This window comes from Nocardia sp. NPDC019395 (assembly GCF_040632335.1).
In the GTDB taxonomy this organism is placed as follows: domain Bacteria; phylum Actinomycetota; class Actinomycetes; order Mycobacteriales; family Mycobacteriaceae; genus Nocardia.
Map to the genome: position 1 here is coordinate 100,624 of NZ_JBEYBT010000012.1, position 14,958 is coordinate 115,581.

Here is a 14,958-nt window from a genome sequence, read left to right on the forward strand (position 1 = left end):
GATGAGGTCGTCGCGGGTGCCGAGTTGGATGATCCGGCCGCCGCCGATCACGGCGACCCGATCCGCGTCGCTCACTGTCTGCAGCCGGTGGGCGATCGCACGAAAAGGCGGGTTCGGCGTTCCTGGAATCGCAGCTTTCCTACCGCCAAGCACGGACCAGATCTTCAGGACCCCAACACGCCGCCATGGGCAGATCAGCGGCGGCGCCGGAGCGGGAGACCGCGACCAGCGGGGTGCTCATCTCGGTACCGGGAACAGCGAGCACACTGCGGGCCAGCGCGTCGTAGTCGTGTCGATCGAACGGCCGCTCTTCCAGCCACTTGATCGAGCCGACGAACCTGATAGCGTTCGCAACTCCCGCGCGGTCTGCACCGACCAGATCGATCTCCGGGTTGTTCTGCCGGTTCCACCAACCACCGACCGCCTCGACTTCAGCCCATTGTTCATCGGGCAACAGTCGTAGCAGAGATTCACGGATCAGCGGTTCGACAGCTCGACCTCGCCAAGCCGTCCATGATCGCTCGACACGCTTCACCGCGAGATCGCCGCGCCCGCGTTCTATGAGCGGGATAGCGCGCTCGAGGCAGGCGAGCCAGAACCGTAGGTACGAGTCTTCGATCCGGTATCGCTTGTTTTTGGTATCCGAGTTGGTCGAGAGTGGCAGATCCGCGGCGACAATTCGCTTGTTCTGCAGCGTGTTCAAAATCGGAGCCAGGGTTCCGGAAGGCAGAGCTCCAGAGCTGCTGGCCTGCGCCGCAATAGCACTGTAGGTGCGTTCCCCGCTGCCGATGGCCTCGAGCACGGCTCGAGAACGGGAGGATTCGGGAAATTCGCCGAGCAATGAGAGTTCACCGGCTACGAGCAGCGGGGCCAACGGGTTGGAGAACGATTTCCGGAAGAATTCCGCACGACTGATTCCCTGTTCCCAGGATTGAACGATCTCGGGGAATCCTCCGGTTACGAGTTGCGCATCCACCGCCTCGGCGGCGGGTAATGCGGTCATCTCCTGCACGTCTGCCAGGTGAAGTGGCCGCACGGTCATCTTCGTGGCTCTACCGAAGAAGGGCCTGCCGTGTGTTTGCAGGGCCTCCATGACCGAGAGGTCACTTCCCACCAGCACCAACAGGACCGGTTTCGCGGACAGATGCCGATCCCAGATCGTCTGCAACGCCCCTTCGAACTCGGAGTCCTGCTCGACCAGCCAGGGGACCTCATCGATCACAACAACACTCGGCGAGTCGTCTCCTGCCGCGATCGAGGCCGTGCGCAGCGCCTGATTCCAATCGGTGGCGGAAAAACCGGAAACCAGCTCGGCCCCAGAGAAGGGTGAGCAGGTAACGGCCGAGACGAACTCAGCACGCTCCGCCGCCGGGTTACGACCCCGCGTGGCCTGGAAAAGCACATACGGTAGTCCGGAACGGTCACAGAACTCCTGGACGAGGCGTGATTTTCCGACCCGCCGCCGACCCGTCACGATGACGGCACGGCCGCGGGTCCCACCGATACCGGCGGTAACCGAACTCAGCTGACCGTTCAGCAAGCGCAGATCATCGGCGCGGCCTTTGAAGTCCATCTACACCTCCCGAGTATAAACGTAGAACGTATCTTACATAGATTGCATCTACGTTTATGGCGGTTCACCCGACCGAGAAGCACGGACTCGGCAGCACGCGCCTGAGCATCACACAGTCGGCAGGGCAGCGACGCCGGCCCGAGCCCGGGCGGCGACGTCATCGGGGGCGGCAGTAATCACGGCGTCGAGCATGGCGCGTGAAGATTGCAGTTCGGCGATGGCGCTGGTGATGCGATCGCGTTCCCGGCAGAGATCGGCGACCAGGTCCGAGCTGGTCGGAACGAGGCCGAGCTGCGTGTGGTGAGGCGGCGCCCGGTACTCGTGTCTATCGCCACGACGGCGGTCGGATTCGCCGGTGTGGCAACTATTTTCACCTATATAGCGCCGCTGTTGACAGAGGTCACCGGGTTCGCGGCTCCAGCAGTGTCGGTGCTGTTGCCGGCCTACGGGGCGGGCAGCTTCGCCGGAAACATCACCGCGGGCCGGCTGACGGACCGGTCGTTCAGCGCGACGGTGTGCGGAGTGTTCGGCGCGCTGGCCGGTGTGCTGGCGCTGTTCCCGTTCCTGCTCGTGTGGCAGCCCTCGGCGGTGTTCGCGGTGCTGGCGCTGGGATCGCTGGCGACGGCGACGATCGCGCCGTTACAAAGCCTGATCCTCAAACACGCAGGGGCCACGCCGACGCTGGCCGTATCGGTCAACGTGGGGGCCCTCAACCTGGGTGCGGCCATGGGATCAGTGCTCGGTGGCGCGATCGTGGCCGCGGACGGACTGCGTTGGACCGGCCTGGCCGGGGCACTGCTGAGTCTGCTCGGCCTGGCACTACTACCTCGCCATCCCCCGCAACATAACGGAACCGACGGCCGCCGACGCGGATCCGATATCCCAGCGAGCCGCGGCGCGCTGACAGAGTCGGTAGCCGCACGCGGTACGGGCCGCGCGCGGCATCGGGCGACCACCGGTCAGATGATCAGGTTGTCGTGATCTTTCCAGTACGACTCGCGCAGGCGTCGCTTGTAGAGTTTGCCGCTCGGATCGCGGGGCAGTTCGTCGGTGAAATCGACCGAGCGGGGGCATTTGTAGGCGGCCAGCTCGGTGCGGCAGAAAGCCATGAGTTCGGCCGCCAGACCCTCGCCCGCAGTGGCCGGATCGACCGGTTGGATCACGGCCTTCACTGCCTCCCCCATCTCCTCGTCGGGGACACCGATCACCGCGACATCGGCGACCGCGGGGTGGGCGGCCAGGGTGTTCTCGGCTTCCTGCGGGTAGATGTTCACGCCGCCGGAAATGATCATGTGAGCTTGCCGGTCGGTCAGGTAGAGGTAGCCGTCGGCGTCCAGATAGCCCATGTCACCGAGGGTGCGCCAGCCTTTCGGGTGGGCGGCCGCGGCCGTTTTGGCGGGGTCGTGGTGGTATTCGAACGGGCGGCCGCCGTCGAAATAGACGACACCCACCTCCCCCACCGGGAGTTCCCCGCCGTCCGCGCCGACGATATGGCATTCCTGGGCGGGGCGGCCCACCGATCCGGGGTGGTCCAGCCATTCGCGGGCGGTGATGTAGGTATTGCCGACGTCCTCGGTGCCCGAGTAGTACTCGGAGATGATCGGACCCCACCAGTCGAGCATCTGCTGTTTGATCGCGACCGGGCACGGTGCGGCGGAATGGACGACATCCACCAGGCTGGAGGTGTCATAGCGGTCTCGTTCGGCCGGAGGCAGCCGCAGCATGCGCACGAACATGGTCGGCACCATCTGGGTGTGGGTTATGCGGTGCCGTTCGATCAGCTCCAGGCACTGCCGGGCATCGAAACGTTCCATCACCACGACGGTGGCGCCGAGCCGGTGCCATGACATCGAGAACACCAGCGGGGCACCGTGGTACAGGGGCGCCGGCGAGAGATACACCGCGTCCTGTGTCGCTCCGCTCACCAGCAGACCCCTCGCGATCTGCACCGGCGCCGCGGCCGGATCGCCCAGCGGAGTCGCCGATAGCGGTTTGCGGATTCCCTTCGGGCGGCCCGTCGTCCCCGAGGAGTAGAGCATCTCGCGGCCTTCGCATTCGTCGGCGCCGAGCGGCTCCGCCGACTCCGCCGACAGCACATCGCCGTACCGTTCGAAACCCGGTAGCTCGCCCGTCCCCGCGATCCGCACCGGGATCCGCGACAGGTCCAGGTCCGCGACGACCTCCGCCATGGACTCCCCCGCGATCAGCGCGGTGGCGCCGCAATCGTCCAGGATGTACTGGACTTCACCGGCGGTCAGATGCCAGTTGACCGCCGTGTAGTAGAGCCCAGAACGTTGTGCCGCCCACGCGATTTCGAGATACTCGCGATTGTTCTCCATCAAGATCGCGATATGGTCGCCGACCTTCGGTCCGCGAGCGCGCAGGGCCCGGGCGACCCGGATCGATCGCTGCTCCAGTTCTCCGTAGGTGACGATCTCGCCGTCGGTCGCCATGATGATCGCGGGTCGGTCCGGGGTGCGAGCCGCGTGCCATCCGGGGGTCATCTCCGCCGGTGGCAATCCCCCGGCCTCCGCTGAAATGTGGTCGTTCCTCATGCGCATGTCCTCACTCCGGCGTTTTCGCCTCAGTTGAGGTTGTACTCCACGGGACCGTTTCCAGTCGGCGATTCGGCGAGGTCGGTAGCAGGAGCCGCGAGGTAACACGCCGCACCGGTATCGCGTCGATGCTCGCGCCATCAGGCGTCCCCCGGTGGCCACGGCCGGCTACTGGGGGACGGAGAGCATCGGACCGCTCTACCGTGGGCGGCGATCCGCGGCGTCACGGCTCACGGTTTCGGAACTGCCGGAAGCCCGATACTCGGGTCGATGAATTCGTTGGTCACCAGGTCCGAGGCGGTGAGCCCGTCGGCGATCCGGTCACCGCGGGTGCGGAGAATGGGTGTCACCGCGTCGATCACCCGGTCCACCCGGGCATCGTCGAAGTTGCCCAGGGTGCTGTCCGGGCCGTTGCCCACGATCTTCTCGGCCACTTGGACCTTCACCGAATCGGTGTTACCGGCGGCGGTCATCGGCGGGCCGTCGGGGATGGTTTCGGCGATCCGCAGCAGGGCGGCGTTGACCGGTTCGGGGTCGGCGATGTAATCGACCTGCGCCTGCTGCAGCATCGGGACCAGTTTCGTCAGGCAGGGACGCAGCGCGTCGAGTTCACCGGCGCGCACCGACCAGGCGTGCGGGTAGATCTCGTATCCGGCTTCGTGGACCAGCAGCGAGCCGGTCGGTTTGCGCCAGCCCTCCACATCGTGTTCCCAGCGGTAGGGCTCGTTGGATATGTACCCCTGCTGCATCACCTTGCCGCGTTCGGCGACGAATCGGCTCGGCGTGCCGTCGAACGAGGCGTCGGCCTGTTCTTTGCTCACGTAGCCGTTCGCGACGAGATAGTCCATGAAGATCTTGCCCTCGCTGTACACCACGGGCGCCTTGGTGCCGGGCACATCCTTCCAGGATCCGACCCGGTAGGTCGCCGGATCCCACATGATGATCTGCGGGTTCACATCGAGCGAGGCGAAAACACCGGTGACCGGGAATTCCTCCTGCGCCCGGACCGCGTCGTCGGTCGGGACGAAACCCAGTGTGATCGCGGTGTCCTGATACATCTGCGCGGGCACCGGCTGGCCACCGAGGAAGGGGCCGCCGAGGCGGACCTCGACGTTGACACCGGTATCCCCGAGCGGGCCGGTGTAGGAGCCCTTGTTGACGTCGACCGTGCCGTCGGGCCCGACCAGCTGGAAGGCGGCCGCTCGTTCCGGTGTGGCGTACCAGTCGGTTTGGATGACGACGGTGGACGGGCAGATACCGGCCAGCGGCCCTTCACCGGTGGGTTCGGGTACCGAGGTCGCGCCACCGCACGCGGTGAGCAATGCGGCGCCGGCGACGGCGGTCAGGACGGAGAGGTTTTTCTTCATGGATCTTCCTGGGGGCGATGGACGGGGCGGGGAGAACAGCGACCCTTCACCGGACTGGGCCGGAGGATCGCCCGTGGATCAGTGGCCGCGCCGGCGACCGTGAGCCTGTTCGACGCGGACAGCCAGGAAGTCGAAGACCCAGAAAAGGATCAGACCGGCCAGTGAGGACAGCAGTAGCGCGGTGAGCAGTTCCTCGGTCGCCAGCCGCTGCCGGTAGACGTCGATCATCCGGCCGATACCGGGCTCGCCCTGGCGGAAGAAGAAATCCGCGACGATGGAACCGATGATCGCCATCCCGCCGGAGATCTTGAACCCGGAGATCATCGCCGGAAGTGCTGTGGGCAGTTGTAGTTTCAGCAGCCGTTGCAGTCGCGTCGCGCCGTGCAGGGTGAACAGATCGTGTTCGGCGGGGGCGACGGATTTCAGACCGAACAGCGTGTTGGTGACCACCGGGAACAGCGACACCATCACGCAGACGATCACCCGGCTGCCGAATTCGTAGCCGAACCAGAAGCCGAACAGCGGGACCACGGCCAGAATGGGAATGGTCTGCAGGATCACCGCGTACGGGTAGAGCGAGTATTCGGCCCACCGCGCCTGGCTCATCACCACCGCGAAACCCACGCCCAGCGCCATGGCGATGAGCAGCCCGCTCAACGCCACCAGCACCGTGGAACCCAGTGCGGACAGGATCTCGGCGCGTACCGCGGAATCGAGCAGGCCCTCGGTGATCACTTCGTCGGGACCCGGCAGCAGGAACCGCGACTCCTCGGCGATCAGATAGTGGCTCGCGAAATACCAGCCGCCCATGACGAGGACGAACACCACCACCGGGGCGACGATCCGCACGGGGGTGGCCCGGAAACGACGGGTACGGGCCGCCGTTTTCGGTTCTGTCCGTGTGGTGACCGTGGCGGCGGTATCGGCCGCGACCGTTGTCATGCCGCCACCGCCTGTTCGGCGGCATGCAGCGCGGCCGATACCGAGCCCGCGATCTCGGCGAACTCCGCCGTATAGCGCAGGCCCGGTTCGCGCGGGAAGTCCAGCGGCACCGGGATATCGGCGGCGACCCGCCCGGGTCGTCCGGTGAGCACGACGACCCGGGTCGACATGAACACCGCCTCCTGCACCGAATGGGTGACGAAGACACCGGCGAACGCGTCGCGGCGGAACAGACCGCTGACTTCTTCGTTGAGGCGCTGCCGGGTGATCTCGTCGAGTGCCCCGAACGGTTCGTCGAACAGGAAGACCTCCGGCCGCAGGGTGAGCGCCCGGGCGATGGAGGCCCGCATACGCATACCGCCGGACAGTTGGGCGGGTTTGTGTTTCTCGAAGCCGGCCAGCCCCACCCGTTCGATCGCGTCCAGCGCCGCCGCGCGCCGCTCACCGCGGGCCATCCCGGCCAGTTCCGCGGGAAGTTCCACATTGCTCAGAACGGTTCGCCACGACAACAGGGTGGCTTCCTGGAACACGTAGCCGAGGTGATCGGTACCGACCTCGACACCGCCGGAACTGGCCTGTTCGAAGCCGGCCGCCAGGCGCAGCAGCGTGGACTTACCGCACCCCGACGGCCCGACCAGTGAGACGAATTCGCCCGGGGCGACGGCTATATCGATATCGCTCAGGGCGGCGGTCCCGTTCTCGAAGACCATCGACACATTCCGGAAGGCGAGGGACGGTTCAGGTCCGGTCGTATACGTTGCCTCCCTCGAAGAGGTCGGCACCGAAATAGCCTTTGTGCTCATGTACCAGTTCTATCCGGCCCTGATTGCGGTATGCGGTCTACCGGATTACACCCCTGTTTCGTATACGATCACTCGGTGAGTTGTCCGCCGCGCGCGACCACCACGCCACCTTTGACGACCAGCTCGCGTACCGGGACACCGACCACCGCGGCCGCCGGAGTGGGCGCCCGCACCGTGAGCAGATCGGCCCGGGCACCCGGCCGCAGACCGTAATCCGGCAGACCCAGCACCTTCGCACCGCCGAACGTCCCCGCCGCCAGGGCGAGTTCGATTTCCTCGTCCGCCAGCAGCCTGTCGCGGAACGCGACGGTACTGATCCGGCGCAGCATGTCACCGTCGCCGTACGGGGTCCACAGATCGCGGATACCGTCGTTACCCAGCGCGAGAGTCGCCCCGGCCGCGTGCATCACCCGCACCGGGACGACCGGTGCGTCACCGACCGCGCAGGTCACCATGGCCACACCCGCCTCGGTCAGTCGTTCGGCGATCCGCCGCTGCTCATCGGGCGGCAGCCCGCCCATGGCGTATGCGTGGCTGATCGTCACCCGGCCGGCGAGGCCGGTGGCCCTGGTGCGTTCGATGATCAGATCGAATTCCCAGGCGCCGAGATCGCCCGGATCGTGCAGGTGGATATCGACCTTGGCACCGAAACGTTCGGCCAGGCCGAAGATCACATCGAGCTGGCCGGTCGGGTCACCGTCGAAACCGGCGGGGTCGATACCGCCCACCACCTCGACACCGTCGGCGAGCGCGGCGGCCAGCAGATCGGCGACGCCCGGGCGGCTGATCAGGCCGCCCTGCGGGAAGGCGACGAGTTCGACATCGACCCGGTCCCGGTGGCGCGCGGCGGCGGCCCGGACCGCCTCGACCCCGGCCAGACCCACCGATGGGTCGATATCGATATGGCTGCGCACATACGCGGTGCCGCCGGCGACCATGGTCGCGAGCAGATTCCCCGCGTAATCGGCGTTGGGGATACCGAGTTCGGCCCGCCGGCCCTCCCCGTTGGCGATCCGGCCCGCCAGCGAGCGACCGCCGGTATTGGGCACCCAGGGTCCGCTCCACAGGGTTTTGTCCAGGTGGCAGTGGGTGTCGACGAACCCGGGCAGGACGAGGGCGCCGTCGAGGTCGGCGGTCTCGACACCGGGAGCGGACAGGCCGGCGCCGATACTCTCGATCCGGCCGTCCCGTATGAGGATATCGGCCGTTTTCACCGGTTCCCCGGGGGTCCAGGGGCGGCCGTTGCGAAGCAGGAGATCGGACATTCGGTTCCTTCTTTCAACTGTTCACGTGAACAACATGGCGATGCCCGCACCGGCACCGAAAACGATCACCACGGCACGGAACGCACCGGGGCGCAGGCGGTCGGCGATCTTGGCGCCGACGGTCCCGCCGACCAGGCACGCCGGTGCCAGGACGGCCACCGACCACCACTCGACCGGGCCGAACAGCGCCACCGCGATCATGGCGGTGGTCGAAACAGTCAGGGTGAGAACACTTTTGAGCCCGTTCAGCATGTTGATCGAGGCTTCCATGCCGAGCGCGAGGGCAGTGAGCAGCACGATCCCCATCCCGCCGTTGAAGTAGGCGCCGTAGACACCGCCCAGGAAAACTCCTGCGAAGAGGGTCAACTGGGAGTCGCCGCCCTTCTCCGCGAGCCGCCGGGAGATCAGCGGCTGGGCGGCGAACAGAGCAGTCGCCGCCAGCACCAGATACGGCACCAGGGCACTGAACACCTCGGGCGGCGCGGCCAGCAGGGCGATCACACCGCCGAGGGCACCGGCCGTTCCCGTAACTATCAGGCGCGGGAGCAGACTCCGATGGGCGGCGATACGGGACCGCAGCGCGGCGGCCCCACCCAGGTAGCCGGGCCAAACCGCGACCGCGTTCGTCACCGTGGCGGTGACGGGTGGCAGGCCGGTGGCCAGGAGCGCGGGAAACGACAGCAGGCTGCCGCCGCCGGCGATGGCATTACAGACGCCGGCACCGAACCCGGCCACCAGCAGTAGAACCACGTGCATGGGATCCATGGCGATATCCCTCCGATCCGAAGTGAGTCCGGATCGTATACGAAAAGGCGCGAGTCTGCCGACCGAGCCCCTCGGGCAGGCGAGAACAATCAGCCCGGAACACCGGGATCCCCCGTGCTCATCGAATGCACGGCCCAGGCCGGCCGGACCCTCTGACCAAGCAAGCCGACAGCCCCGCACCGGCACTCCGCGCCCATACCTGGTATCCAGTGGTTAGCACCGGGCTGCGGATCGTATGCGACCGCGCCCCCGACCGAGCCGAGGACGATGTGGCCAGCAGCAACCCGCGGATGACCAAGCAGCAGGTGTGCCGCGCCATTCGCGAGGACATCATCCACGGCGTCTTCGCACCTGGTCAGCGACTCACCGAGGACACGATCGCCGAGAGTTACGGGGTTTCCCGGGTGCCCGTCCGGGAGGCACTGCGCACCCTGGAAGCCGAGGGTTTCGCCCATTCGCGCCCCTACGCCGGGACCTTCGTCGCCGAATTGACCGAGGACGAGGCCGCCGACCTGCTCGAGATCCGCGCCCTACTGGAGCCGATGTGCGCCGGCCGGGCGGCGCTGCGGCGCACCCCGGAACAACTCGGCCGCCTCAAGGAACTCACCGCCCTCGGCCAGGACGCCGTGCGCACCGGCCGTCTCGACGACCTGACCAGGCTCAACAGCCGCTTCCACGAAGTACTGGCCGAAGCCTCGGGCAGCACCCTGCTGACTCAGCTGATCACCCAGCTCGGCTGGAAGATCGCCTGGGTGTACGCGGTGGAGCTACCGCGGCGTGCCCCCGACTCCTGGCTCGAACACGAACGGATCTGCGACGCACTGGAAGCGGGCGACGCGCAGCTCGCCCAGCGCCTGGTCACCGAACATATCGGCCATGCGACCACCGCCTACCGGCTCCGGCACACCCGGTCCGCGCCGGCGAGTTCGTAACCTTCCCGAAGCATTCCACGGCCCCGCCGGAAACAGACGGGTCGTATACAAAAACGGTGACGTATTCCGCAACCGACCTGGTGCTGCGCAACGCGCATATCGATGATTCGGCCCCACTCGTGGATATCGCCATCGCCTCCGGTGTCATCACCGAGATCGGCCCGGAATTGGCATGTGCCGCCGAGCAGGAGATCGACTGCGCGGCCCGGGTGGTGATTCCCGGCCTGGTGGAATCGCATGTACATCTCGACAAGGCCCTGCTGGACCGGGAGCACAGCGGCGACGGAACCCTCGCCCAGGCGATCGCCGTCACCGCGGATCTGAAACGCGATTTCACCGCCGCCTCCATCCGCGACCGCGCCCGCCGCGTCCTGGAACAGGCGATCACCCACGGCACCACCACGATTCGCGCCCACCCCGATGTCGACCCGATCGTGGGTCTCCTGGGGGTGACCACTCTGCTCGAGCTGCGCGAGGAATTCCGCGGCCGGATCGACTTGCAGATCGTCGCGTTCCCGCAGGAGGGCATCCTCCGCGCCCCGGGCACACTCGCCCTGCTCCGGGAAGGCCTGCGCGCCGGCGCGGACGTGGTCGGCGGCTGCACCTACAACGAGGACTCGGTGGCCCAATGCCGCCGCCACATCGACCTGGTATTCGAACTCGCCGCCGAGTTCGGCGTCCCGGTGGACCTGCACGCCGATTTCGCCGACGACACCAGCGACCCCAGGTTCGCCCTCGCCGACTACATCGCCGAGGTCACCGAACGCACCGGGATGGGCGGCCGGGTCACCATCGGCCACGCGACCTCACTCGCCGCACGCCCGCCCGCGGACCGGCAGCGGGTGCTGCGCCGCCTGGCCGAGGCGGGTGTGGCCGTGGTCCCACTCCCGGCGACGGATATGTTCCTGGGCGGTCGCGGCGACAGTGTGAATATCCGCCGCGGTATCGCCCCGGTCCGCGAACTATGGGCGGCCGGTGTGCGAACCGCCTTCTCGTCCAACAATATTCGCAACGCCTTCACCCCGTACGGCAACGCCGATCTGCTGGATATCGGACTATTCCTGGCCCAGACCTCGCACCTGTCGGGCCCGGAGGACCTCACCCGCGTACTCGGTATGGCCACCTACGAAGCCGCCGCCGTGATCGGCATCGCGGACTGCTACGGGCTGCGCGAAGGCGCAGCAGCCGACCTTGTGGTGCTGTCCACGCATCGGGTTGCCGACGCGCTCCTGGACCGGCCGGACCGCTGCTATGTGATCAAATCGGGCCGCGTCGTAGCGCGGACGACCCGAATCGAGGAGTTACTCCCGGCGATCCCGGCGTAAATACGGTGTGGTCATGTCGTCGCGGGAAGACCGGCGCTGGGCAGAAAGACCGGCGCGTGAGCACCTGTCCCTTTGCGGCAGCTGTGACCTGGGAAAATCCGTCAAAACAGCCCACGGTCGATGCAGCACCCCAGGCGCTGATAACGCCACCTGACGGTTGGGTTGACCACAGCTCGATGCCAGTCCTGATGTTTGTGCCACAATGCAGGTAGACGGTGTTTATCCCATCGCAGGTCAGAGAGGAGGGTACCGATGATCTGGACGATGAAAGACCGGCGTTCCGAGTTGATGTTCAATCGCGTGCTCGACCTCTTGGACCGCGATGAGGTGCGCATCGAAGATCCGCGTGTGCTGCGGCGGCTGGAGGTGCTCCGGAGAGGGGTTCACGGCTCCGGGATGCACCGATACCTCGATCAGTGGGAACGCTGGATCGTCCTCCGAGATGTCGAATCGATTCGCCTGCTGCACGGGTCGGAGGACGAGTACTCGGTGCAGATGCTCACGCTCTCCCCGTTGAATGCCCTGCTCAGCGATGAGGAACGGCTCGAGATTCTGCATGAGCTTCATGGGGTCTCGAACACTCTTCAGCCGGCGTGAATCAAGAAGAACTCGCACACGCGATCCGCGCGGCGTGCTCTCTGCTCAATGAACCCTACGTTGTGGTTTTCGGATCCCAATCACTCCTGGGCTCACATCCAGAGTCGGAACTTCCGCAAGAAGCGACGCTGTCGATAGAGGTCGACATCACCCCTGGCAACGCGGTCCAACGGAACCTCCCTGAGCCGGAGTTGAATATGAAACTCCTGCAGATCAATGCTGATCTCGGCGAAAACTCCACCTTCCACGACTCCTTCGGCTTCTACGTCGAAGCTATTCACCGGGACACGGTCGCCCTTCCTCGCGGATGGGAGGGCCGCCTGGTCCGCTTTACTCCTTTGGCCGAATACGGCCACATCGGATACTGCCTCGATCCAGTCGACCTCTGTATCGCGAAGATCATCGCCGGCAGGGAAAAGGACCACACCTTCATCGCCGCCCTGCTCGACGCAGGCGTAGTGGCAGCGTCCGACATCTTGAAACGACTGGCCGGTGAGCCCATCGAGTGGCCGTCCAACGAAGCTGCCGCCGCGGAGGGCCAGGCCGTAGACCTGAGTCTCGTATAGACCGGGCACGAGGTTACCTATCCCGTTGGGCCTGATGCCCGCGCCGCGATCTGACCGATCTGCTGGATCTCTGCGCTCAGTGCCGCCATGATCAAATCGGGCCGCGTCGTCGCGCGGACGACCCGAACCGAGTTACTCCCGGCAATCCCGGCGTAAGTCACGTGAGATTGGGCTGGTCGCCGGGCTACAGGTCCCGCTCGATCCGTAGCCGGATCTACTGCCTTCAAGAATCCGGTGGATAGTCCTCAACGCTCACCCGCCGCAACGGCAGCACAGCATCATCCGGGCTGTCCACCAGCATCCCCAGTTCCCGGTCCGGAAGCGGACCATGCCCCGAATCGTCCGGCGCGATGTTGCCCGTCCACGGCGCGCGACGGCCGATCCACCGCCAGCCATCCGAGTCCGGGGACCACAAGTCGCCGCAGATACCCCAGTTCAGCCCTGGTGCCGCATATGACCCGACTTTCCGGTGAATTCCGGGTCACCCCTGGACCGTATCCACTTGGGACTATGTCCATCGTGATCAATCCGAATACGAACACCAGCCCCGAGGTATCTCTGGGTTCGGTGCGTGTGGCAACCTTCAATATCCTGTCGCCGCTGCTCGCTGATTGGCCGCACCGGAAAAAGGTCGTGGCAGAACAACTACGGGCCACTGACCCCGACATTATCGCTCTGCAAGAGGTCGACGCCGGTGAAGATCGAGAGCAGGGCATTGCCGATCTACTCGGCCCGGGGTGGCACGTCGCATGGCACTCTCGGACAACACCGGATGGCGTCGGATTGGCGCTGGCCAGCCGCTGGCCGCTCGGCAAAGTTCACGAGCACAGCCTGGGAGTCACCGATCGCGCGGCGGTGTTCCCGTGGTCGGCAGTTGTCGTCGCCGAGGTCCGCGCTCCGCAACCATTGGGAGCACTGCACGTCGTCCACCACAAACCGGTCTTCCAGTTCGACTACGAACATGAACGTGAGTTGCAGGCGGTCGAGTCGGCCCGGTTCATAGAAGAAGTCCTCGACGACCGCGATGAGCACGTTGTCGTGGTCGGCGACTTCGACGCCACCCCGGACTCGTCGAGCATACGGTTCTGGACCGGCCGCCAGTCACTCGTAGGCGTGAGCGTCAGTTATCACGACGCGTGGGCAATGCTGCGACCCGCCGATCCCGGACATACCTTCACCCCCGAGAACCCGCTGGTCGCCTCCGGTGACATGTTCTCCGCCGCTGGCCGACGCATCGACTACGTGATGGTGCGAGGCAGGAGTTTCGGACCCACACTGGAGGTGCGGTCCGTCGACCTGATCGGTGTCCAGCCGCAAGGTGGGGTTCAAGCGAGCGACCACTACGGCGTAGTCGCCGAACTGACCGTTCCTGCCCGCACTCCTGGGGTCTGGGGCTGACAGACCAGGCAGAGCTGAATCGCCTGACGCATGACCGGACGAAGGCGCCGCCGAGCGAGGAGGTTAGGCGGCCGTCCGATTGCCCTGGTGGATCAGTGCGTCGACGCGGCGCTTGTACTCGTTGAACTCCGGCCCGGTCGTGTCACGGTCGCGGGGCAGGTCGATATCGACCACCTCGCGTACGTGACCGGACGTGCCGTGGGCGGTGCCGCCGGCCATTACGACGACCCGATCCGACAGGTATACCGCCTCGTCGACACTGTGGGTGACGAAGACGACCGTGACGCCGGTTTCACGGTGGATCCGGCCGAGTTCGGCCTGCATATCGCTGCGGGTGAGCGCGTCCAGAGCGCCGAACGGTTCGTCCATGAGCAGGACGGCGGGCCGGTTGGCCAGCACCCGTGCGATGGCGACGCGCTGCTGCATCCCACCGGAGAGCTGGTGTGGGAAAGAATCGCGCACCCGTGTGAGGCCGACGGCGCCGAGGCAGCGGTCGGTGGTTTCGCGGATATCGTCGCGGGTCATCCGGGCCTGTTTCGGACCGTAGGCGACGTTCTCGGCGACAGTGAGCCATGGGAACAGCCCGTAGTCCTGGAAGACGACGCCGCGGTCGGGGCCCGGACCGGTCACCGGTTCCTCACCGACTGTCACCGAACCCTGTGTCGCGCTGTCGAATCCGGCGAGAATTCGCAGAAGGGTGGATTTTCCGCAGCCGCTGGCGCCGACGATACAGACGAATTCACCGGCGGCGATATCGAGCGATACCGCGTCCACCGCGGGCCCGGCCGCGCCCGGGTACCGTTTGCCGAGCCCGTCGAGCACGATCCGGGCCGGCCGGTGGGGGCGGCGGCGGGTGGAATAGATCTTCAT

The 14,958-nt window shown here is 66.2% G+C and carries 14 protein-coding genes; 6 read left to right on the plus strand and 8 right to left on the minus strand.

What is annotated here, in order from left to right:
• Positions 1-139 precede the first annotated feature (139 nt).
• Positions 140-1,573, minus strand: coding sequence for an ATP-binding protein (locus ABZ827_RS23355; protein ID WP_357240247.1), 1,434 nt, complete (start codon positions 1,571-1,573; stop codon positions 140-142).
• A gap of 321 nt (positions 1,574-1,894) precedes the next feature.
• Here ABZ827_RS23355 and ABZ827_RS23360 point away from each other — a divergent pair, with 321 nt between their 5' ends.
• The gene (locus tag ABZ827_RS23360) at positions 1,895-2,554 is read left to right on the plus strand and encodes an MFS transporter (protein ID WP_357240250.1); all 660 of its coding nucleotides are present in this window, start codon (positions 1,895-1,897) and stop codon (positions 2,552-2,554) included.
• Here the strand turns inward: ABZ827_RS23360 and ABZ827_RS23365 are convergent.
• The 6 genes from ABZ827_RS23365 to ABZ827_RS23390 form a co-directional block, all read right to left on the minus strand.
• Complete coding sequence (locus tag ABZ827_RS23365; protein WP_357240391.1) at positions 2,533-4,077, minus strand: acyl-CoA synthetase; 1,545 nt, start codon at positions 4,075-4,077, stop codon at positions 2,533-2,535. The genes ABZ827_RS23360 and ABZ827_RS23365 overlap by 22 nt on opposite strands.
• Before the next feature lie 281 nt (positions 4,078-4,358).
• Positions 4,359-5,495, minus strand: coding sequence for an ABC transporter substrate-binding protein (locus tag ABZ827_RS23370; RefSeq protein WP_357240253.1), 1,137 nt, complete (start codon positions 5,493-5,495; stop codon positions 4,359-4,361).
• Positions 5,496-5,573: 78 nt separating this feature from the next.
• The gene (locus ABZ827_RS23375; RefSeq protein WP_357240256.1) at positions 5,574-6,437 is read right to left on the minus strand and encodes an ABC transporter permease subunit; all 864 of its coding nucleotides are present in this window, start codon (positions 6,435-6,437) and stop codon (positions 5,574-5,576) included.
• Entirely contained in the window at positions 6,434-7,240 is an 807-nt protein-coding gene (locus tag ABZ827_RS23380) for an ABC transporter ATP-binding protein (RefSeq protein WP_357240259.1), read from the minus strand. Before ABZ827_RS23380 ends, ABZ827_RS23375 begins: the two co-directional genes overlap by 4 nt.
• Before the next feature lie 68 nt (positions 7,241-7,308).
• On the minus strand, positions 7,309-8,505 hold the full coding sequence (locus ABZ827_RS23385; protein WP_357240262.1) for an amidohydrolase: 1,197 nt from the start codon (positions 8,503-8,505) through the stop codon (positions 7,309-7,311).
• A gap of 21 nt (positions 8,506-8,526) precedes the next feature.
• Positions 8,527-9,270: a sulfite exporter TauE/SafE family protein gene (locus ABZ827_RS23390; RefSeq protein ID WP_357240265.1), complete on the minus strand. Its 744-nt coding sequence runs from the start codon at positions 9,268-9,270 to the stop codon at positions 8,527-8,529.
• A gap of 290 nt (positions 9,271-9,560) precedes the next feature.
• Here ABZ827_RS23390 and ABZ827_RS23395 point away from each other — a divergent pair, with 290 nt between their 5' ends.
• The 5 genes from ABZ827_RS23395 (at position 9,561) to ABZ827_RS23415 (ending at position 14,088) form a co-directional block, all read left to right on the plus strand.
• On the plus strand, positions 9,561-10,202 hold the full coding sequence (locus ABZ827_RS23395; RefSeq protein ID WP_357240268.1) for a GntR family transcriptional regulator: 642 nt from the start codon (positions 9,561-9,563) through the stop codon (positions 10,200-10,202).
• Positions 10,203-10,258: 56 nt separating this feature from the next.
• Positions 10,259-11,527: an amidohydrolase family protein gene (locus tag ABZ827_RS23400; protein ID WP_357240271.1), complete on the plus strand. Its 1,269-nt coding sequence runs from the start codon at positions 10,259-10,261 to the stop codon at positions 11,525-11,527.
• A gap of 252 nt (positions 11,528-11,779) precedes the next feature.
• The gene (locus ABZ827_RS23405; RefSeq protein ID WP_357240273.1) at positions 11,780-12,124 is read left to right on the plus strand and encodes a hypothetical protein; all 345 of its coding nucleotides are present in this window, start codon (positions 11,780-11,782) and stop codon (positions 12,122-12,124) included.
• Positions 12,121-12,690, plus strand: coding sequence for a DUF6036 family nucleotidyltransferase (locus ABZ827_RS23410; RefSeq protein ID WP_357240276.1), 570 nt, complete (start codon positions 12,121-12,123; stop codon positions 12,688-12,690). Before ABZ827_RS23405 ends, ABZ827_RS23410 begins: the two co-directional genes overlap by 4 nt.
• Positions 12,691-13,200: 510 nt before the next feature.
• Positions 13,201-14,088 carry an endonuclease/exonuclease/phosphatase family protein gene (locus ABZ827_RS23415; protein ID WP_357240279.1) on the plus strand — a complete coding sequence of 296 codons (888 nt, stop codon included), beginning with the start codon at positions 13,201-13,203 and terminating at the stop codon, positions 14,086-14,088.
• 63 nt (positions 14,089-14,151) lie between these two features.
• Here the strand turns inward: ABZ827_RS23415 and ABZ827_RS23420 are convergent, their stop codons facing one another.
• Positions 14,152-14,958 carry an ABC transporter ATP-binding protein gene (locus ABZ827_RS23420; RefSeq protein ID WP_357240282.1) on the minus strand — a complete coding sequence of 269 codons (807 nt, stop codon included), beginning with the start codon at positions 14,956-14,958 and terminating at the stop codon, positions 14,152-14,154.

Coding starts and splice junctions, on each gene's coding strand:
- ABZ827_RS23365 (WP_357240391.1), bottom strand. CDS start 4,077: ATGACCCCCGGATGGCACGCGGCTCGCACCCCGGACCGACCCGCGATC.
- ABZ827_RS23415 (WP_357240279.1), top strand. CDS start 13,201: ATGTCCATCGTGATCAATCCGAATACGAACACCAGCCCCGAGGTATCT.
- ABZ827_RS23390 (WP_357240265.1), bottom strand. CDS start 9,270: ATGGATCCCATGCACGTGGTTCTACTGCTGGTGGCCGGGTTCGGTGCC.
- ABZ827_RS23405 (WP_357240273.1), top strand. CDS start 11,780: ATGATCTGGACGATGAAAGACCGGCGTTCCGAGTTGATGTTCAATCGC.
- ABZ827_RS23395 (WP_357240268.1), top strand. CDS start 9,561: ATGACCAAGCAGCAGGTGTGCCGCGCCATTCGCGAGGACATCATCCAC.
- ABZ827_RS23420 (WP_357240282.1), bottom strand. CDS start 14,958: ATGAAGATCTATTCCACCCGCCGCCGCCCCCACCGGCCGGCCCGGATC.
- ABZ827_RS23370 (WP_357240253.1), bottom strand. CDS start 5,495: ATGAAGAAAAACCTCTCCGTCCTGACCGCCGTCGCCGGCGCCGCATTG.
- ABZ827_RS23385 (WP_357240262.1), bottom strand. CDS start 8,505: ATGTCCGATCTCCTGCTTCGCAACGGCCGCCCCTGGACCCCCGGGGAA.
- ABZ827_RS23355 (WP_357240247.1), bottom strand. CDS start 1,573: ATGGACTTCAAAGGCCGCGCCGATGATCTGCGCTTGCTGAACGGTCAG.
- ABZ827_RS23375 (WP_357240256.1), bottom strand. CDS start 6,437: ATGACAACGGTCGCGGCCGATACCGCCGCCACGGTCACCACACGGACA.
- ABZ827_RS23380 (WP_357240259.1), bottom strand. CDS start 7,240: ATGAGCACAAAGGCTATTTCGGTGCCGACCTCTTCGAGGGAGGCAACG.